Consider the following 17,464-nt stretch of genomic DNA (forward strand, 5'->3'; position numbering starts at 1 on the left):
GGGGGGCCGTCAGGTGGCGACCCAGCGTTCCTGCCGGCGCAGGGCCAGGTCGATCAGCGAGCGCACGAACACCAGCTGCCGGAAGGCGTCGTACAGCAGCTCGGGGACGAGCGGCAGGGCGAGGAGCACGGCCCTGCGGCCCGCCCGACGGACCGTCAGGGTCCGCTCCAGCACGAAGAGGAGGGTGATCGCCGTCCAGAACGGCGAGAAGCCCTGCCAGCCGTGGGTCGCGAGCGTCAGCACCGTGAAGGTGAGGAAGAGCGCGAGGGCGAGGGCGCCGACGCCCAGCATCAGCTGCTGTCCGAAGTACGGCAGCGTCACCCGGTTCAGGCCGTAGTCGCGCAGGTTCTCCAGGGCCCCGCGCTGCCAGCGCATCCGCTGGTGCCAGAGCTTGGGCAGCGTCGGCATCACCTCGGTGACGAGCCAGCAGGCGTCGGGGGAGACCGTGCGGTACCCCAGCGTCTTGACCGCCTTGGTGATCTCGTCGTCCTCGGTGAGCGAGGCCAGGCTGTAGTGGCCGTCCCCGCCGCCGATGACCCCCGCGCGGCGGGCGGCGCGGACCTCGCGCAGCACCCGGGCTCGGAAGACGGTGCCGGTGCCCGTGAGCACCACGGCCTCGTTCCCCTTGCGGTGCACCTCCAGGGCGTAGCGCTCGTACTCCATCCGCTGGAGGAGTCCGAGCAGTCCGCCGCCCTCCTCGCCGAAGAAGACGCCGCCGACCGCGCCGACGCCGTCGTCCTCCGCGAGGGTGTCGACGGCGCAGGCCACGAACCCGGGGTTCAGGACCGTGTCCGCGTCCTGGACCAGGACCAGGTCGTCCTCGCCCAGTCCGTCGAGGAGGCCGGGCAACGCCTGGTTGAGGGCGCCGGCCTTCTTGTCCCGGTTGTCCTCCGGCACGAACACCTCGGCGCCGCAGCGCTCCGCGAGCGCCGCGGTCAGGTCGGTGCAGTTGTCGGCGACCACCACGATCCGGTCCGGGACGCGCCGCTGCCGGTACAGGCCGGCGAGCGTGGCGACGAGCCGGTCCTGCTCGTTGTGCGCGGGCACCACGGCCACCACACGCATCGGTCCCTCCTCGCGTGCCGTTCGTCCTTTTCGTCCCCTCACGGTGACGTGGCCGGGTTGCGGGAGGGGTGTACGAGCGGTGCGGCTCGGTTGCGGAGCGGGCGGCGGGCGCGGAAGGGGACGGAGGTCCCGGGCCGGGGGTGGCGGAGGTCCCGGCCGCGCCGGGTCAGTCGGCCGGGTGGTAGCGGTAGCCGACGCCCCGGACGGTGGAGATGCCGGTACGGCCTCCGGTGGCGGCGGCGATCTTCCGGCGGAGCCGCAGCACGGTGTACTTCACCCGGCCCGGGTCGCCGTCCGCGTGCGCGCCCCACACCTCGCGCAGCAACTGGCCGTGGCTCAGCACCTGCTCGGGGCGGGCGGCCAGGGCGGCGAGCAGGTCGAACTCCAGCGGGCTGAGGTCGAGCGCCGTGCCCGCCACGGTGGCGGTGTGCGCGGCCCGGTCGATCACGACGCGCTCGGCCGCTGCCGTGCCGGCGGGTGCTCCGGGGCGGGGCAGCAGGCGGCGGAAACGGGCCGCGAGCCGGGGGAGGCCCTGCTCCCGGGAGAGGGCGTAGGTGACGTAGTCGTCGGCGCCGAGGCGGTAGGCGCGGGCCGCGTCGACCTCGACGTACACGGGCGCGGCGACGACGATGGGCATCCCGTGGTCGTGCGCGCGCAGCTCGGTGAGCAGCTGCCAGGGATCGGAGCGGGGCAGGTCGAGGCTGAGCAGCACACCCTGCGGCCGGCGGGCGCGCAGGGCGCGCCGGGTGGCGGGGCCGTCCGTGGTCTGGAGCACCTCGTGTCCCTGGTCGCGCAGCATCCCGCCGACGACGTCCACCACGCGCGGGTCCCGCAGCGCGAAGAGGAGCAGGGGGCGGGCGGTCGGCTGCTGCATGCCTGGACGATAGCCCCGGTCCGCGGGCCCGGCAGCTCGGCCGGTCGGGGCGTCCGGGGCGGGAGCGCGCCGGAAAGGGGGCGCCCCCGCGACCGGGGGAGGTCGCGGGGGCGCCGGGGGCCGGGGCGGCCGGTTCTGGGCGGCCGCCCCGGCGGGGGTGCGGTGCGGTCAGCGGAGGTCGAAGCGGTCCAGCTCCATGACCTTGACCCAGGCCGCGACGAAGTCCGTCACGAACTTGTCCGCGGCGTCGTCGCTCGCGTAGACCTCGGCGAGGGCGCGGAGCTCCGAGTTCGAGCCGAAGACCAGGTCGGCGCGGGTGCCGGTCCACTTGACCTCGTTGGTCGCGTCGTCGCGGCCCTCGAAGACGTTCGCGTCGCCGGAGACGGCCGACCAGGTGGTGCCCAGGTCGAGCAGGTTGACGAAGAAGTCGTTCGTCAGGGTGCCCGGCTTGTCGGTGAGGACACCGAGGGAGGTCTGCGGCTGGGTGATGCCCAGGACGCGCAGGCCGCCGATGAGGACGGTGAGCTCGGGGGCGCTGACCGTGAGCAGGTTGGCGCGGTCGATCAGCAGGTACTCGGCGGGGAGGCGGACGCCCTTGCCGAGGTGGTTGCGGAAGCCGTCGGCCTGCGGCTCCAGGGCGGCGAAGGACTCGATGTCCGTCTGCTCCTGGGAGGCGTCGACACGGCCCGGGGTGAAGGGCACCTCGATGTCCCGGCCGGCGTCCTTGGCCGCCTTCTCGACGGCGGCGGAGCCCGCGAGGACCACGAGGTCGGCGAGGGAGACCTGCTTGCCGTCGGTCCGGCCGGCGTTGAAGGACTCCTGGACGCCCTCCAGGACGCGCAGGACCTGGGCGAGGTCGTCCGGGTTGTTGACCTGCCAGCCGCGCTGGGGCTCCAGGCGGATGCGGCCGCCGTTGGCGCCGCCGCGCTTGTCGCTGCCGCGGAAGGAGGAGGCGGCGGCCCAGGCGGCGCCGACCAGCTGGGTGACCGTCAGGTCGGAGGCGAGGATGCGCTCCTTGAGGGAGGCGATGTCCGCCGCGTCGACCAGCTCGTGCGTACGGGCCGGCAGCGGGTCCTGCCAGATGAGCTCCTCCGACGGGACCTCGTCGCCGAGGTAGCGCACGACCGGGCCCATGTCGCGGTGGGTGAGCTTGAACCAGGCGCGGGCGAAGGCGTCCGCGAACTGGTCGGGGTTCTCGTGGAAGCGGCGGGAGATCTGCTCGTAGACCGGGTCGAAGCGGAGCGCCAGGTCGGTGGTGAGCATGGTCGGGAGGTGCTTCTTCTCCGGGTCGTACGCGTCCGGGATGATCGCCTCGGCGTTCTTGGCGACCCACTGGTGGGCGCCCGCGGGGCTCTTGGTGAGCTCGTACTCGTACGCGAAGAGGTGCTTGAAGAAGTCGTGGCCCCACTGCGCGGGCGTGGTGGTCCAGGTGACCTCCAGACCGCTGGTGATGGCGTCGGCGCCCTTGCCGGAGCGGTAGCTGTTCGCCCAGCCGAGGCCCTGGGCCTCGATCGGGGCCTCCTCCGGGTCCGCGCCGACATTCTCGTGCGGGCCGGCGCCGTGCGCCTTGCCGAAGGTGTGGCCGCCGGCGATGAGGGCGACGGTCTCCTCGTCGTTCATCGCCATCCGGCGGAAGGTCTCGCGGATGTCGCGGGCCGCGGCGACCGGGTCCGGGTTGCCGTTGGGGCCCTCGGGGTTGACGTAGATGAGGCCCATCTGGACGGCGCCGAGGGGCTCCTCCAGCTCGCGGTCGCCCGAGTAGCGCTCGTCGCCGAGCCAGGTGGTCTCGGGGCCCCAGTAGACGTCCTCGTCGGCCTCCCACACGTCCTCGCGGCCGCCGGCGAAGCCGAAGGTCTCGAAGCCCATGGACTCCAGGGCCACGTTGCCGGTGAGGATCATGAGGTCGGCCCAGGAGAGGGACTGGCCGTACTTCTTCTTGACCGGCCACAGCAGGCGGCGGGCCTTGTCCAGGTTGCCGTTGTCCGGCCAGCTGTTGAGCGGGGCGAAGCGCTGCTGGCCGGCGCCGGCGCCGCCGCGGCCGTCGCTGATGCGGTACGTGCCCGCGCTGTGCCAGGCCATCCGGACCATGAAGGGGCCGTAGTGGCCGAAGTCGGCCGGCCACCAGTCCTGGGAGGTCGTGAGGACCTCGGCGATGTCCCGCTTCACGGCGGCGAGGTCCAGCGACTTGAACGCCTCGGCGTAGTCGAAGTCCTCGCCGAGCGGGTTCCCCACGGCCGGGTTCTTGGCCAGGATCCGCAGGTTCAGCCGGTTCGGCCACCACTGGCGGTTGCCGCCGCCCTGGGTCGGGTGCGCGGCACGTCCGTGGGCGACCGGGCAGCCGCCCGCGCCCTCGGCCTTCACGTCGCCGCCGGGTGCATCGAGGTTCTCAGACATGGGTATTCCTTCCGGACACGCGCGGGAAGGTCGCGGACACGGAGACCCGACGAAGCGGTACCGCCCGGGCGCTCCCCGGGTGGTACGTCACGTCCTCGTCTCCCGCCGTGTCGGACTCTTCCTGTCCCTTGGCCATCAACAAAACTGATCCTACAATGGACGAAGTCCAAGTCAAGAACAACGCCAAAGTGGGGTTGCCGGGCCCGGGGGACGCCTCTCCGTACGCGCCGGTCCTCGCCGAGGAGGAACAGGTAGGCCCCCATGAGTGACCTGCTGGAGCGGCTGCGGGCCCGAGGCTGGCGGATGACGTCGCAGCGGCGAGTCGTCGCGGAGGTCCTCGCCGGTGAGCACGTGCACCTCACCGCCGACGAGGTGCACGCGCGCGCCGTGGAGCGACTTCCGGAGATCGCCCGCGCGACCGTCTACAACACCCTGGGTGAACTGGTCTCGCTCGGTGAGGTGGTGGAGCTCTCCACCGACGGCCGCGCGAAGCGCTACGACCCCAACGCCCGCCGGCCGCACCAGCACCTGGTCTGCACGGAATGCGGCACCATCCGCGACGTCCGCCCCTCCGGCGACCCGCTGGCCGCCCTCCCCGACTCCGAGCGCTACGGCTTCACCGTCTCGAAGGTCGACGTCACCTACCGGGGCCGCTGCCCGTCCTGCGCGGCCTGAGCGCCCGGGTGGGGGTCGCTTGACGCGGTGAGGTGCGGGTTGTTGGATGGGGCCCAGATTATTGGTCGTGTGTCCAATAAAGGTCTCGTCCCGATCGCCGTCCAGGGAGCCCGTCCATGCCCCTCTCCGCCTTCCCCCGCCCCGAGCGCCGGCTCCACGTGGCCGTCGACGCCGTCGAGCCGGGGGAGCGGGGGCGGCTGCGGGGAGCGCGGCTCGGGGAGGGGCTGCGGGCCGCGCTCGACGTGTACGACCGGCTGTTCGCCCTCGCGGAGATCCCCGGCGCGACCGTCCGGGAGGACGCCCACCGGGCCCTCGACGCGATCGACGCCTTCCGGCCCGAGCTGCGCGAGCAGATCGAGGGGATCGCGCGGGGCGCGGGCGTCGAGCCGTGGCGGGTCGCCGCGCTCAACGCCCGGACCGAGATCCTGGCCCGCGGCCGCGCCGTCCCGCCCGGCGAGTGCTCCACCGTCGTCCGCCGCGTCGCCGCCCCCGGCGGCGGCACCACCCACCTCGGCGTCCAGACCTGGGACTGGCACGTCGAACTCGGCTCCTCCTGGCACACCGTCGACTCCGCCGGCGGGACCCACCGGTACGTCGGCCTCACCGAGCACGGCATCCTCGCCAAGATCGGCGTCAACAGCGCCGGCCTCGCCCTCCACTTCAACATCCTCGGCCACCGCGACGACCGCGCCGGCGGCCTCCCCGTGCACGTCCTCGCCGCCCTCGTCCTCGAAGAGGCCGACGACGCCGCCCACGCCGCCGCACTGATCCGCTCGGCGCCGCTCTCCTCCTCCGGCTCCTTCCTCCTCTTCGACCGGACGCGCGCCGTCCTCCTCGACCTCAGCCCCGAAGGCGTCTTCGAGGTCCCGCCCCTGGCCGGCGCCACCCATCTGCGCACCAACCACTTCCTCAGCCCCCGGCCCGCGCGCCACGAGAAGACCTGGCTCTACCAGCCGGACTCGGGGGAGCGGTACGCCTTCCTCCGCGACCGCCTCGACCACGCGCCCGCCGCCGGCCCCGACGAACTGCTGCGGCTCCTCGTCACCGGCCCGGGCGAGCCCCCCGTCACCTGTGTGCCCGACCCGGCGGCGCCGCTCGGCCGCCGCTGGGCCAGCCTCGCGACCGTGCTCCTCGACCCGGCGGAGCGCACCGCGCGGATCCTCGACGGCACCCCGGCGGAGCACGCCGACCGCCCCTGGTACACGCTGCGCGCCTGACCGGGCGGCCCGCCACCACCGCCTCCGCCGGGGCGATGGCCGCGGTCGAGGGCGACGTCACCGTCGTCGGCCTCGGCGGCGGCACCCTCCCGGTCGGCTTCGGCACCCTCCCGTACGAGGTCTCCGTCACCTCCCCTACCGGGGCACCCGCGCCGAGCTCGTCGAGGTCCTCGACCCGGCCCGCGCCGGCGCCGTCGACGTCCACACCGAGACCTGCTCCCTCGACGAGGCCCCCGAGGCGTACGAGCGGCTGCACGCCGGCCGGATCGAAGGGCGCGCGGTCGTCCTCCCGAACGGCTGAGGGACCGTCGTCCTCCCGAACGGCTGAGGGACCGGGAGCGGGGCCGCGTAGGCTCGTGACGTGCCACCCACCCGTCTGTACCGCGTCGCCGTCCTCGTCCTCGAAGGCGCCAAACCCCTCGACGTCGGCATCCCCGCCCAGGTGTTCACGACCCGCGCGAGCATGCCCTACGAAGTCCGCGTCTGCGGCGCCACCCCCGGCCTCGTCGCCGGCGGCGACGGCCTCTCCTACAACGTCGCCCACGGCCTCGACGCCCTCGCCTGGGCGGACATCGTCTTCGTCCCCGGCTACCGCTTCCCCGACCGCGAGGACCCGCCCCAGGCCGTCGTCGAGGCCCTGATCGCCGCCCACGCGCGCGGGGCCCGGCTCGCCGCCATCTCCACCGGCGCCTTCGCGCTCGCCGCCACAGGCCTCCTCGACGGCCGGCGCGCCACCACCCACTGGCACTACGCCCGCGCCCTCGCCGAGAAGTGGCCCCTGGTCCAGGTCGACGAGAACGTGCTCTTCGTCGACGAGGGCAGCGTCCTCACCTCCGCCGGCGCCGCCTCCGGCCTCGACCTGTGCCTGCACATCCTCCGCGGCGACCTCGGCGTCGGCGCCGCCAACCACGCCGCCCGCCGGCTCGTCGCCGCCCCCTACCGCAGCGGCGGCCAGGCCCAGTACGTGCCCCGCAGCGTCCCCGAACCGCACGGCGAACGCTTCGCCACCACCCGCGAATGGGTGCTGCACCACCTCGACGAACCCCTCACCCTCGACGTCCTCGCCCGGCACGCCGCCGTCTCGCCGCGCACCTTCTCCCGCCGCTTCGTCGAGGAGACCGGCTACACCCCCATGCAGTGGCTGCTGCGCGCCCGCGTCGACCGCGCCCGCGAACTGCTCGAACGCTCCGAACTCGGCGTCGAGCAGATCGCCGCCGAGACCGGCCTCGGCACCGGGGCCAACCTGCGGATGCACTTCCAGCGGATCCTCGGCACCACCCCCAGCGACTACCGGCGCACCTTCACCCAGGGCGACTGAGCCCCCACCTGGGCCGGATCGCCAGATCTTGGCACGATCCTTGCGGACCATGGCGATCTCGCCCCTGCCGCGCGGCGGCGCGGTGCGCGAGGCTGGGTCACGAAGAAACGGAAGGGACCCCGCATCATGACTCGCATCGCCATCAACGGTTTCGGTCGCATCGGCCGCAACGTGCTCCGCGCCCTCCTGGAGCGCGACACCACGCTGGAGGTCGTCGCCGTCAACGACCTCACCGAGCCCAAGGCGCTCGCCCGTCTCCTCGCCTTCGACTCCACCTCCGGCCGCCTCGGCCGCCCGGTCTCCGTCGACGGCGACACCCTCGTCGTGGACGGCCGCCGCATCAAGGTCCTCGCCGAGCGCGAGCCGGCCAACCTCCCCTGGGCCGAGCTGGGCGTCGACATCGTCCTGGAGGCCACCGGCCGCTTCACCAGCGCCAAGGACGCCCGCCTCCACCTCGACGCCGGTGCCAAGAAGGTCCTCGTCAGCGCGCCCTCCGACGGTGCCGACGTCACCCTCGCCTACGGCGTGAACAGCGACACGTACGACGCCGAGCTGCACACGATCGTCTCGAACGCCTCCTGCACCACCAACGCGCTCGCCCCGCTCGCCGCCGTCCTCGACGAGCTGGCCGGCATCGAGCACGGCTTCATGACGACCGTGCACGCCTACACCCAGGAGCAGAACCTCCAGGACGGCCCGCACCGCGACGCCCGCCGCGCCCGCAACGCCGCCGTCAACATCGTGCCCACCAGCACCGGCGCCGCCAAGGCCATCGGCCTGGTCCTGCCGCAGCTGGACGGCAAGCTCTCCGGCGACTCCATCCGCGTGCCCGTGCCGGTCGGCTCGATCGTCGAGCTCAACACGACCGTCTCCCGCGAGGTCACCCGCGACGAGATCCTCGACGCCTACCGCAAGGCCGCCGAGGGCAAGCTCGCCGGTGTCCTGGAGTACTCGGAGGACGAGCTGGTCTCCTCCGACATCACCGGCAACCCGCACTCCTCCATCTTCGACGCCGCCCTCACCCGGGTCGACGGCCGCCACGTGAAGGTCGTCGCCTGGTACGACAACGAGTGGGGCTTCTCGAACCGCGTCATCGACACCCTTCAGCTGCTCGCCGGCTGACCCCGCGTCACCCCCGCGACGCCCCCTCGGCTTCGGCCGAGGGGGCGTTGTCAGTGCCGGATGGCAGCATGTCGATCATGAGCCGAATCATCTCGTACACCACCGGCGACCGCTCCAAGGCCGTCGGCTACCTCGGCGCCGCGGAGCGCCTCACCGACGACCAGCGGCGGGTGCTCGCCATGATCCGCGAGCGGGCCGAGGCCAGCCAGCGCGACCTCGACCACCAGGACCTCGACTGGGACCTGACCATTCCCGAGGCGCTGGAGCACCTGATCGAGGGCCGCGCCGACGCGAAGGGGACGTACGCCGGCAAGGCCTACGCCCGGGCGCTCCAGCACATCATCGACTACTGCGGCTCCGACCCCTCCGACCTGGGCGTCTACTCCAAGCCCAGCACCTTCTTCGGCCTCCTCGACGACCAGCTGAAGCAGCACGGCGTGCCGGCCGACCTGCTGCCGCACGGCTACCTCTTCTCCGGCCCGCCGGACGAGATCCCCTTCCACATCCCCTACGCGATCGACGGCCCCGACATCGGGATGCTGCCGCTCGCCAAGGCGAAGCCCGCCGTCGACGCCTACCGGGCGGTCCGCGACAAGATCGACCCCGACTTCGTGTACGACCTCGACCTCCTCATCGAGAAGCTGGAGTTCGAGCACGAGGAGTGGGAGTCGACCAAGGCGCGGGGCTACGACTGGTACACCCACGACACCCTCTTCTTCTCCATCAACGGCTGACCGCCCGACCGCCGTCCGCGACCGGATCAGGCAGGCCCAGCGCTGTGGCCAGCCGGGAGCGGTGCCAGTGGGGCGGGCCGAAGAGCCGCCCCGAGCCGTGCGCCCGCTTGAAGTAGCGGTGGGCGTCGTGCTCCCAGGTGATGCCGATCCCGCCGTGCAGCTGGATCATCTCCCCGGCCACGTCGGAGAAGGCCTCCGAGCAGACCGACGCGGCGGTGGCGGCGAGCCGGGTCAGCTCCGGACCGCGCACGCCGTCCGCGGCGGCGAAGGCGGCGCCGAGCGCGGCGGAGCGGGCCGACTCGACCTGGACGTACGCGTCCGCGAGCCGGTGCTTCACGGCCTGGAAGGAGCCGATCGGGCGCCCGAACTGCACCCGCTCCCCGGCGTACGCCACCGTGAGTTCGAGGCACCGCGCGGCCGCCCCGACCTGCTCGGCGGCGAGCGCCGTACAGGCCAGGTCGAGGACGTGCCGCAGCACCCGGTCGCCGTCGCCCTCGGTGCCGACCGGTCGGCCCTCCGCCCCGTCCAGCACCACCCGCGCCTGCGCCCGGGTGGCGTCCATCGGGACCGACTCCTCGCGGCCCGCGCCCGGCGCGTCGCCGGGCACCGCGAAGAGCGACACCCCGGCGGAGGTACGGGCGGCCACCAGCAGCGTCCCGGCGCGCGCCCCGTCCAGCACGTGCTCCTTCACGCCGGTGAGCCGCCAGGAGCCCCCGGGCCCCGGGGCGGCCTCGGTGCGTACCGCCTCCGGCTCCCAGGAGCCGCCCTCGGCCCAGGCCAGTGCCGCCGTCGCGTCACCCGAGACCAGCCCCGGCAGCAGCGCGGCGCACGCCCCGGGATCACCGGCGGCCAGCAGCGCCTGCACCGCGAGCACGGCGGAGCCGAGGTACGGGACGGGGCTCAGCTCCCGCCCCAGCTCCTCCATCACCACGTGGACCTCCACGGCCCCGCAGCCGGCACCGCCGTACTCCTCGGGGACGGCCAGCCCCGCGACGCCGATCTGCTCGACCAGCGGCCGCCAGGCCGCCTCGCCGGGATGCCGCCGCAGCAACGCCCGCACCGCCGCGCGCAGTTCCTCCTGCTCCTCGGTGAACCTCATGCCCCCGCTCCCTTCCCGACGGTGGGCGCGGCGGGACTTCCCGGCGCCCGCGGGTCCTCCCCGGACAGGTCCCGGCCCCGGGTCTCGGCCGTGGGCCCGGCGAGGACGCGGGCGCGGCAGGAGGCCGGGGACCCCCAGGCGTCGCGGAGCGGGCGCGCCTTGCGGATCCACAGGGAGAGGTCCAGCTCCTCGGTGTAGCCGACGGCGCCGTGCAGCTGGAGGGCGGTGCGGGCGGCGGCGTGGGCGGCCTCGCCGGCGGTGACCTTGGCGGCGGCGATCTCGCGGGGCGCCGTCCCGCGCGCGGCCAGGGTCAGCGCGGCCTCGTGGAGCAGGGGCTGGGCGAACTCCAGGGCGAGGAGGGTGTCGGCCAGCCGGTGCTTCACGGCCTGGAACGAGCCGACGGGGACGCCGAACTGGGTGCGCTGCCGGACATGGGTGACGGTCCGGTCGAGCAGGGCCCGGCCGAGGCCCAGCGACTGGGCGGCGGTCGCGAGGGCGGCGACCTCGGCGGCGTACCCGGTCGCGGCGGCCGCTTCGGGGCCGCGGGCCAGGACGGTGCCGCCGGCGGGGCGGAACAACCGGCGGACCGGGTCGGCGGAGCGCTGGACGGGACCGGCCGTGGCGGCGAGGCGGACGGTGTCGCCGTCGGAGACGAGCACCGCGTCGGCCATGTCCGCGTCGAGCGCGTAGGGGCCGGTGAGGTCCGGGACGCACAGGGAGGCGGTCGCCTCGCCGGCGGCGAGGCGGGGCAGCCACGTGCCGGCGGCGGCCTTGTCGCCGAGGCGGTCGAGGAGGGCGGCCGCGGCGACCGTCTCGACCAGCGGGCCGGGGACGGCGTGCCGGCCGAGCTCGGTGAAGGCGACGGCCAGCTCCACCGGCAGCGGTCCCAGACCGTCGTACGCCTCGGGCACGGCCAGCGCGAAGACGCCGGCCGCCGCGAGCCGGGACCAGAGGGCGCGCCCCGGGGCGTGGTCGCCGGCCGCCCAGGACCGCGCGGTCGCGGGGGTGTCGGCGGCCGCCAGCAGGGTGTCCAGGGTGCGGGCGAACTCCCGCTGTTCGTCGTCGAGCAGGAAGCGCATCACCGGCGTCCCTTCGGGAGGCCGAGCAGTCGCTCGGCGATGATGTCGCGCTGGATCTCGTTGGTCCCGGCGTAGATCGGCCCGGCCAGGGCGAAGGTGTGGCCCTCGGCCCAGGCGCCGTGCGCGGGTGCCTCCGGGGCCTCGTCGGAGAGTTCGCCGTACGGCCCGAGGAGGTCGAGGGCGGTCTCGTGGAGGGCGATGTCCAGCTCGGACCAGAAGACCTTGTTGAGGCTGGACTCGGCGCCGAGGGAGCCGCCGGCGGCGAGCCGCGAGGCGTTGGCGTAGGTGAAGAGGCGGTAGGCGCGGGCGCCGATGACGGTGTCGGCGACCCGGTCGCGGACGGCGGTGTCGGCGGGGTCGGCGCGCTCGCGCCAGAGCGCCGCGAGCCGGTCGGCGGCGGCGGAGAACCGGCCGGGGCTGCGCAGGGTCAGTCCGCGTTCGTTGCCGGCGGTGCTCATGGCGACCCGCCAGCCGTCCCCGGGGGCGCCGATGACGTCCTCGTCGGGCACGAACACGTCGTCGAGGAAGAGTTCGGCGAAGGCGGGCTTGCCGTCGAGCCGGCCGACGGGCCGCACGGTGACGCCCTCGGCGTCGAGCGGGAACATGAGGTACGTCAGTCCCCGGTGCGGCCGGTCGGCCCCCGGGTCGCTGCGGAAGAGGCCGAAGGCGCGGTCCGCGAAGGCGGCCCGGGAGGACCAGGTCTTCTGGCCGCGGAGCAGCCAGCCCCCCTCGGTGCGGACGGCGGCGGAGCGCAGGCTCGCGAGGTCGGAGCCGGACTCGGGCTCGGACCACGCCTGGGCCCAGACGACCTCCCCGGACGCCGTCGGGGGCAGGAGGCGGGCGCGCTGTTCGGCGGTGCCGTGCTCGAAGAGCGTGGGGGCGAGCAGGTTGATGCCGTTCTGGCCGACCCGGCCGGGGGCGCCCGCGGCGTAGTACTCCTCCTCGAAGACCAGCCACTGGAGGACGGAGCAGCCGCGGCCGCCGTACTCCTCGGGCCAGGAGACCACCGACCAGCGGTCGGCGGCGAGTTCGGCCTCCCAGGCACGGTGGGCGGCGAAGCCCTCGGCGGTTTCCAGGGAGGGCAGGGGCGTGGTCGGCACGTGGTCGGCGAGCCAGGCGCGGGCCTCGGCCCGGAAGGCGTCGTCCGCCGCGGAGAAGTCGAGGTCCATCAGGCTCCCGCCGCCTTCATGGCGTGGATGTCCATGCCGCCGAGCGCGTCGCGGGCGGTCTCGGCGTTGTGCGCGTGCGCGAGGTGGTGGAGGCCGAAGACGGCGTCCATGCCGGTGTGCAGGCCCTGGAGGTCCTCGGCCTGGTTGACGGCCCGCTTGGTGAGCGCGAGCCCGAGGCGCGGCATCTCGGCGATCCGGTGCGCCAGCTCCAGGGTCCTGGCTTCCAGTTCGGCGCGGGGGACGACCCGGTTGACCATGCCGACCTCGTGGGCGCGGCGGGCGCTCATCCGGTCGCCGGTGTAGAGGAACTCCTTGGCGATCCGGGGCGGCATCACCCAGGGGTGGGCGAAGTACTCGACGCCGGGGATGCCCATGCGGACCACCGGGTCGGCGAAGAAGGCGTCCTCGGAGGCGACGATCAGGTCGCAGATCCAGGCGAGCATCAGACCGCCGGCGACGCAGGCGCCCTGCACCGAGGCGACGACCGGCTTGGGCAGTTCGCGCCAGCGGCGGCACATGCCCAGGTAGACCTCGGACTCGCGGGCGAAGCGGCTCTCCGCGCCCTCCTTGTCCGAGTGGTCCCACCAGAGGCCGGCCCTGCGCTCGAAGGGCAGGTGCGCGTCGCGCTCGGGGGTGCCGATGTCGTGGCCGGCGGAGAAGTGCTCGCCGGCGCCGGCGAGGACGACGACCTTGACCTCGTCGTCGCCGGCCGCGCGGTAGAAGGCGCGGTCGAGGGCGTAGGTCATCGCGGAGTTCTGGGCGTTGCGGTACTCGGGCCGGTCCATGGTGACGACCGCGACGGGGCCCCGCCGTTCGTAGCGGACGGGCTCGGACGTGGTGCGGGCAGCGGACATCCGCCCTCCTTCCCTAACAAGTGTTTGGTAGGTTAACGTACGGCCATGAGCGACGTCGAGGAGTTCCGCCGAGAGGCCCGCGGCTGGCTGCGGGCGCATCTCACCGGCGAGTTCGCGGCCCTGCGCGGCCGCGGCGGCCCCGGACGCGAGCACGAGGCGCACACCGAACGCCTCGCCTGGGAACGGCACATGGCCGCCCACGGATGGACCTGCGTCGGCTGGCCGAAGGAGTACGGCGGCCGCGGCGCGAGCCTGGAGGAGCAGGTCGCCTTCCACGAGGAGTACGCCCTCGCCGACGCCCCCGCGCGCGTCGGCCACATCGGCGAACAGCTCCTCGGGCCCACCCTCATCGCCTTCGGCACCCCGGCCCAGCGCGCCCGCTTCCTGCCCCGGATCGTCGCCGTCGACGAACTCTGGTGCCAGGGCTACTCCGAACCCGACGCCGGCTCCGACCTGGCCAACGTCCGCACCCGCGCCGAACGCGACGGCGACGACTGGGTGGTCACCGGACAGAAGGTGTGGACCTCAGGCGCGCACGAGGCCGACTGGTGCTTCGTCGTCGCCCGCACCGAACCCGGCTCGACCCGCCACCACGGCCTCTCCTACCTCCTCGTCCCGCTGGCCGCCCCCGGTGTCGAGATCCGGCCGATCGTCCAGCTCACCGGCACCTCCGAGTTCAACGAGGTGTTCTTCGACGGGGCCAGGACCGACGCCGGCCACCTGGTCGGCGCCCCCGGCGACGGCTGGAAGGTCGCCCTGGCCACCCTCGGCTTCGAGCGCGGCGTCTCCACCCTCGGCCAGCAGGTCGGCTTCCGCCGCGAACTGGAGGCCGTCATCGAGCTGGCCAAGCGGAACGGCGCCGCCGCCGACCCCCTCGTCCGCGACCGGATCGCCCGCGCCTGGACCGGGCTGGAGACCATCCGCTTCAACGCGCTCAGGATGCTCGGCGGCGTCGCGGCCGGAGCCCCCGGGCCCGAAGCCTCCATCAACAAGATCTTCTGGGCCACCTGGCACCGCGAACTCGGCGAACTCGCCATGGACGTCTGCGGCGCCGACGGCATGCTCGCCGCCGGGGAACCGTACGACCTCACCGACTGGCAGCGCCTCTACCTCTTCTCCCGCGCCGACACCCTCTACGCCGGCTCCAACGAGATCCAGCGCACCATCATCGCCGAGCGCGTCCTCGGCCTGCCCAAGGAGGCCCGCCCGTGACCGGCGCCCCACCCCCCTACCTCCCCGGCCACGGCCTCCTCGCCGGCCGCTCCGCCGTCGTCACCGCCGCCGCCGGCGCCGGCATCGGCGGCGCCACCGCCCGCCGCCTCCTGGAGGAGGGCGCCCGGATCGTGCTCTCCGACGCCCACGCCCGCCGCCTCAAGGAGTCCGAGGCCGCGCTCGCCGCCGAGTTCGGCGCCGACCGGGTGGCCGCCCTGCCCTGCGACGTCACCGACGAGTCGCGCGTGACCGCCCTCCTCGATCTCGCCGAGGAACGGCACGGACGCCTCGACATCGTCGTCAACAACGCCGGACTCGGCGGCACCGCCGACCTCGTCGACATGACCGACGACCAGTGGGACAAGGTCCTCGACGTCACCCTCAACGGCACCTTCCGCTGCACCCGCGCCGCTCTGCGCCGGATGAGGGCCGCCGGCACCGGCGGCGTCATCGTCAACAACGCCTCCGTGATCGGCTGGCGCGCCCAGAAGGGGCAGGCCCACTACGCCGCCGCCAAGGCCGGCGTCATGGCCCTCACCCGGTGCGCCGCGCTGGAGGCCGCCGCGTACGGCGTCCGCGTCAACGCCGTCTCGCCGTCCCTCGCCATGCACCCCCACCTCGTGAAGGTCACCACCCCCGAACTCCTCGAAGAGCTCACCTCCCGCGAGGCGTTCGGCCGGTACGCCGAGCCGTGGGAGGTCGCCAACGTCATCGTCTTCCTCGCCAGCGGGTACGCGTCCTACCTCACCGGCGAGGTCCTCTCGGTCAGCAGCCAGCACCCGTGAGACCGGCGCCCGAGCGGCGCCGCGAACTCCTGGACACGGCCGCCGAGGTGTTCGCCGCCCAGGGGTACGACGCCACCACCGTCCGCCGGATCGCCGACGCGGCCGGGCTCCTCGCGGGCAGCCTCTACTACCACTTCGACTCCAAGGAGTCGATGCTCGACGAGATCCTCTCCGGCTTCCTCGACGACCTGTGGACCCGGTACGACCGCGTGCTCGCCGCCGGCCTCCGCCCCCGGGAGACCCTGGAGGCCCTCGTCACCGCGTCGTTCCGCGAGATCGACCGGCACCGCGCCGCCGTCGCCATCTACCAGAAGGAGTCCGGCCGGCTGCGGGACCAGCCGCGCTTCGGCTACCTCGCCGACGCCCAGCGGCGGTTCGAGCACGCCTGGCTCCGCACCCTGGAGTTTGGCGTGGCCGCCGGGGACTTCCGCACCGACCTCGACGTCCGGCTCACCTACCGCTTCGTGCGCGACACCGTCTGGGTCGCCGCGTCCTGGTACCGGCCGGGCGGACGGCACAGCCCGGAGGAGATCGCCCGCCAGTACCTCTCGATGGTGCTGGAGGGCATCGCCCTCCGGAACGGACAACGGGCGCGCGCACACCAGGCGCACGCACCACGGACGCACGAACCGTACGAATGAGGAGTCACCATGCCCGAGGCCTACATCGTAGAAGCGGTCCGCACCCCCGTCGGCCGGCGCAACGGCGGGCTGTCCGCCGTCCACCCGGCCGACCTCGGCGCGCACGCCCTGAAGGCCCTGATGGACCGCTCGGGCGTCGACCCGGCGGCCGTCGAGGACGTCGTCCTCGGCTGCCTGGACACCGTCGGCCCGCAGGCCGGCGACATCGCCCGCACCTGCTGGCTGGCCGCCGGACTGCCCGAGGAGGTGCCGGGCGTGACCGTGGACCGGCAGTGCGGCTCCTCCCAGCAGGCCCTGCACTTCGCCGCCCAGGGCGTCCTCTCCGGCACCCAGGACCTGGTCGTCGCCGGTGGCACGCAGAACATGTCCATGGTCCCCATCGCCTTCGCCAGCCGCCAGGCTGCCGCCCCGCTGGGCCTCACCGAGGGCCCCTACGCGGGCTCCGCGGGCTGGCGGGCGCGCTACGGCGACCAGCCGGTCAACCAGTTCCACGGCGCCGAGCTCATCGCCGAGAAGTGGGGCATCTCCCGCCGGGACATGGAGGAGTTCGCCCTCCGCTCGCACCGGCGGGCGATCCGCGCCGTCGACGAGGGCCGCTTCGACCGCGAGATCGTCCCGTACGGGGACGTCACCGGCGACGAGGGCCCGCGCCGGGACACCTCCCTGGAGAAGATGGCCGGACTGAACCCGGTCGTGGAGGGCGGACGGATCACCGCCGCCGTCTCCTCCCAGGTCTCCGACGGCGCCTCGGCCATGCTGCTCGCCAGTGAGCGGGCCGTGCGCGAGCACGGCCTCACCCCGCGCGCCCGGATCCACCACCTCTCCGTGCGCGGCGAGGACCCCATCCGGATGCTGTCCGCGCCGATCCCGGCGACGGCGTACGCGCTGAAGAAGGCCGGCATGACCCTCGAAGACATCGACCTCGTCGAGATCAACGAGGCGTTCGCCCCGGTCGTCCTCGCCTGGCTGAAGGAGACCGGCGCCGACCCGGAGAAGGTGAACGTCAACGGCGGCGCCATCGCCCTCGGCCACCCCCTGGGCGCGACCGGCACCAAGCTGGCCGTCACCCTGCTCCACGAACTGGAGCGCACCGGAGGCCGCTACGGCCTCCAGACCATGTGCGAGGGCGGCGGCCAGGCGAATGTGACGATCATCGAGCGGCTGTAGGGCATGGGCCGGGGCGGGAGGCGGGTCCGCCGGGGTGGGCGTTCGCCCCGGCGGTCGTC

Annotated in this window: 16 protein-coding genes and 1 pseudogene; 10 read left to right on the forward strand and 7 right to left on the reverse strand. The window is 74.0% G+C overall.

The genetic code is table 11. From position 1 onward, the window contains the following. Positions 1-9 precede the first annotated feature (9 nt). The 3 genes from ABFY03_RS35290 to katG form a co-directional block, all read right to left on the reverse strand. On the reverse strand, positions 10-1,065 hold the full coding sequence (locus ABFY03_RS35290; RefSeq protein ID WP_346171893.1) for a glycosyltransferase family 2 protein: 1,056 nt from the start codon (positions 1,063-1,065) through the stop codon (positions 10-12). Between the two features lie 166 nt (positions 1,066-1,231). After that, positions 1,232-1,939, reverse strand: a complete 708-nt coding sequence (locus ABFY03_RS35295) for a response regulator transcription factor (protein WP_346171894.1) — start codon at positions 1,937-1,939, stop codon at positions 1,232-1,234. A gap of 168 nt (positions 1,940-2,107) precedes the next feature. Next, positions 2,108-4,333, reverse strand: a complete 2,226-nt coding sequence (gene katG / locus ABFY03_RS35300; RefSeq protein WP_346171895.1) for a catalase/peroxidase HPI — start codon at positions 4,331-4,333, stop codon at positions 2,108-2,110. A 261-nt stretch (positions 4,334-4,594) separates the two neighbouring features. Between katG and ABFY03_RS35305 the strand changes: the two genes are divergently transcribed. From ABFY03_RS35305 to ABFY03_RS35330, 6 genes and pseudogenes are all read left to right on the forward strand, one after another. Then, entirely contained in the window at positions 4,595-5,008 is a 414-nt protein-coding gene (locus tag ABFY03_RS35305) for a Fur family transcriptional regulator (RefSeq protein ID WP_319008924.1), read from the forward strand. Positions 5,009-5,124: 116 nt separating this feature from the next. Further along, a complete protein-coding gene (locus ABFY03_RS35310; protein WP_346171896.1) occupies positions 5,125-6,225 on the forward strand; it encodes a C45 family autoproteolytic acyltransferase/hydrolase in 1,101 nt (366 codons plus the stop codon). Positions 6,226-6,227: 2 nt separating this feature from the next. Then, positions 6,228-6,526: pseudogene (locus ABFY03_RS35315) on the forward strand (NAD(P)-dependent alcohol dehydrogenase); the annotation flags it as partial. 60 nt (positions 6,527-6,586) lie between these two features. Further along, positions 6,587-7,543: a GlxA family transcriptional regulator gene (locus tag ABFY03_RS35320; protein ID WP_319008926.1), complete on the forward strand. Its 957-nt coding sequence runs from the start codon at positions 6,587-6,589 to the stop codon at positions 7,541-7,543. A gap of 126 nt (positions 7,544-7,669) precedes the next feature. Further along, positions 7,670-8,665 (forward strand): type I glyceraldehyde-3-phosphate dehydrogenase, encoded by a 996-nt coding sequence (gap, locus tag ABFY03_RS35325; protein ID WP_319008927.1) that lies wholly within the window; start codon positions 7,670-7,672, stop codon positions 8,663-8,665. Between the two features lie 77 nt (positions 8,666-8,742). Then, positions 8,743-9,399, forward strand: coding sequence for a DUF7691 family protein (locus tag ABFY03_RS35330; RefSeq protein WP_319008928.1), 657 nt, complete (start codon positions 8,743-8,745; stop codon positions 9,397-9,399). Here ABFY03_RS35330 and ABFY03_RS35335 read toward each other — a convergent pair. From ABFY03_RS35335 to ABFY03_RS35350, 4 genes are read right to left on the reverse strand one after another with little or no spacing between them, the layout of a single operon-like run. Then, on the reverse strand, positions 9,389-10,498 hold the full coding sequence (locus ABFY03_RS35335; RefSeq protein WP_346171897.1) for an acyl-CoA dehydrogenase family protein: 1,110 nt from the start codon (positions 10,496-10,498) through the stop codon (positions 9,389-9,391). The two genes, ABFY03_RS35330 and ABFY03_RS35335, sit on opposite strands and share 11 nt — an antisense overlap. Then, positions 10,495-11,577 carry an acyl-CoA dehydrogenase family protein gene (locus ABFY03_RS35340; protein WP_346171898.1) on the reverse strand — a complete coding sequence of 361 codons (1,083 nt, stop codon included), beginning with the start codon at positions 11,575-11,577 and terminating at the stop codon, positions 10,495-10,497. Before ABFY03_RS35340 ends, ABFY03_RS35335 begins: the two co-directional genes overlap by 4 nt. Further along, a complete protein-coding gene (locus ABFY03_RS35345; RefSeq protein ID WP_346171899.1) occupies positions 11,577-12,746 on the reverse strand; it encodes an acyl-CoA dehydrogenase family protein in 1,170 nt (389 codons plus the stop codon). The genes ABFY03_RS35340 and ABFY03_RS35345 overlap by 1 nt, the downstream gene beginning before the upstream one ends. After that, positions 12,746-13,600, reverse strand: coding sequence for an enoyl-CoA hydratase (locus ABFY03_RS35350; RefSeq protein ID WP_346171900.1), 855 nt, complete (start codon positions 13,598-13,600; stop codon positions 12,746-12,748). The genes ABFY03_RS35345 and ABFY03_RS35350 overlap by 1 nt, the downstream gene beginning before the upstream one ends. Positions 13,601-13,645: 45 nt before the next feature. Between ABFY03_RS35350 and ABFY03_RS35355 the strand changes: the two genes are divergently transcribed. The 4 genes from ABFY03_RS35355 to ABFY03_RS35370 are packed head-to-tail and all read left to right on the forward strand — an operon-like array spanning position 13,646 to position 17,405. Beyond that, entirely contained in the window at positions 13,646-14,812 is a 1,167-nt protein-coding gene (locus tag ABFY03_RS35355) for an acyl-CoA dehydrogenase family protein (protein WP_319008933.1), read from the forward strand. Continuing rightward, positions 14,809-15,597, forward strand: a complete 789-nt coding sequence (locus tag ABFY03_RS35360; RefSeq protein ID WP_319008934.1) for an SDR family oxidoreductase — start codon at positions 14,809-14,811, stop codon at positions 15,595-15,597. Before ABFY03_RS35355 ends, ABFY03_RS35360 begins: the two co-directional genes overlap by 4 nt. Beyond that, entirely contained in the window at positions 15,594-16,238 is a 645-nt protein-coding gene (locus tag ABFY03_RS35365; protein ID WP_346171901.1) for a TetR/AcrR family transcriptional regulator, read from the forward strand. The genes ABFY03_RS35360 and ABFY03_RS35365 overlap by 4 nt, the downstream gene beginning before the upstream one ends. A gap of 9 nt (positions 16,239-16,247) precedes the next feature. Next, the gene (locus ABFY03_RS35370) at positions 16,248-17,405 is read left to right on the forward strand and encodes an acetyl-CoA C-acetyltransferase (RefSeq protein WP_346171902.1); all 1,158 of its coding nucleotides are present in this window, start codon (positions 16,248-16,250) and stop codon (positions 17,403-17,405) included. Positions 17,406-17,464: the final 59 nt, after the last annotated feature.

Origin of the sequence: Streptomyces roseofulvus, from assembly GCF_039534915.1 — a bacterium.
Taxonomy (GTDB): domain Bacteria; phylum Actinomycetota; class Actinomycetes; order Streptomycetales; family Streptomycetaceae; genus Streptomyces; species Streptomyces roseofulvus.

Excerpts from the sequence above, each read along its gene's own strand:
- ABFY03_RS35330 (WP_319008928.1), top strand. The coding sequence starts at position 8,743 with ATGAGCCGAATCATCTCGTACACCACCGGCGACCGCTCCAAGGCCGTC.
- ABFY03_RS35335 (WP_346171897.1), bottom strand. The coding sequence starts at position 10,498 with ATGAGGTTCACCGAGGAGCAGGAGGAACTGCGCGCGGCGGTGCGGGCG.
- ABFY03_RS35290 (WP_346171893.1), bottom strand. The coding sequence starts at position 1,065 with ATGCGTGTGGTGGCCGTGGTGCCCGCGCACAACGAGCAGGACCGGCTC.
- ABFY03_RS35345 (WP_346171899.1), bottom strand. The coding sequence starts at position 12,746 with ATGGACCTCGACTTCTCCGCGGCGGACGACGCCTTCCGGGCCGAGGCC.
- ABFY03_RS35370 (WP_346171902.1), top strand. The coding sequence starts at position 16,248 with ATGCCCGAGGCCTACATCGTAGAAGCGGTCCGCACCCCCGTCGGCCGG.
- ABFY03_RS35305 (WP_319008924.1), top strand. The coding sequence starts at position 4,595 with ATGAGTGACCTGCTGGAGCGGCTGCGGGCCCGAGGCTGGCGGATGACG.
- ABFY03_RS35350 (WP_346171900.1), bottom strand. The coding sequence starts at position 13,600 with ATGTCCGCTGCCCGCACCACGTCCGAGCCCGTCCGCTACGAACGGCGG.
- ABFY03_RS35295 (WP_346171894.1), bottom strand. The coding sequence starts at position 1,939 with ATGCAGCAGCCGACCGCCCGCCCCCTGCTCCTCTTCGCGCTGCGGGAC.
- ABFY03_RS35310 (WP_346171896.1), top strand. The coding sequence starts at position 5,125 with ATGCCCCTCTCCGCCTTCCCCCGCCCCGAGCGCCGGCTCCACGTGGCC.
- gap (WP_319008927.1), top strand. The coding sequence starts at position 7,670 with ATGACTCGCATCGCCATCAACGGTTTCGGTCGCATCGGCCGCAACGTG.
- ABFY03_RS35340 (WP_346171898.1), bottom strand. The coding sequence starts at position 11,577 with ATGCGCTTCCTGCTCGACGACGAACAGCGGGAGTTCGCCCGCACCCTG.
- ABFY03_RS35355 (WP_319008933.1), top strand. The coding sequence starts at position 13,646 with ATGAGCGACGTCGAGGAGTTCCGCCGAGAGGCCCGCGGCTGGCTGCGG.
- katG (WP_346171895.1), bottom strand. The coding sequence starts at position 4,333 with ATGTCTGAGAACCTCGATGCACCCGGCGGCGACGTGAAGGCCGAGGGC.